At 69.3% G+C, this 238-nt stretch carries 1 protein-coding gene; it reads left to right on the top strand.

Going from position 1 to position 238, the window contains the following annotated elements; translation table 11 throughout:
• Positions 1-238, top strand: a 238-nt coding sequence (locus AC0IX4_RS23335) for a GNAT family N-acetyltransferase (RefSeq protein WP_471831458.1), incomplete at both ends; no start/stop codon positions are given.

The following is a 238-nucleotide window of genomic DNA, read 5'->3' as shown; positions in this document are numbered from 1 at the left end:
TGTCGTCGCCGGGTGCGGCGCGCTGCACGTGCTGTGGGCGGCCCTCGGCGAGATCCGCACCGTCGCGGTGGACCCGTCGGTCAAGGGACACGGAGTCGGCCACCTCCTCGTGTCGACCTTGGTCGACGTCGCGCGCGAACTCCAGCTGTCCCGGATCTTCGTCCTCCCCTTCGAGGTTCCGTTCTTCGCACGCCACGGATTCTCCGAGATCGACGGCACTCCGGTCACGGCCGAGGTG

The organism is Rhodococcus sp. AC861, from assembly GCF_979256035.1.
Note: the sequence above shows the minus strand (reverse complement) of the source record. Positions and strands in the feature narration are given on the sequence as shown.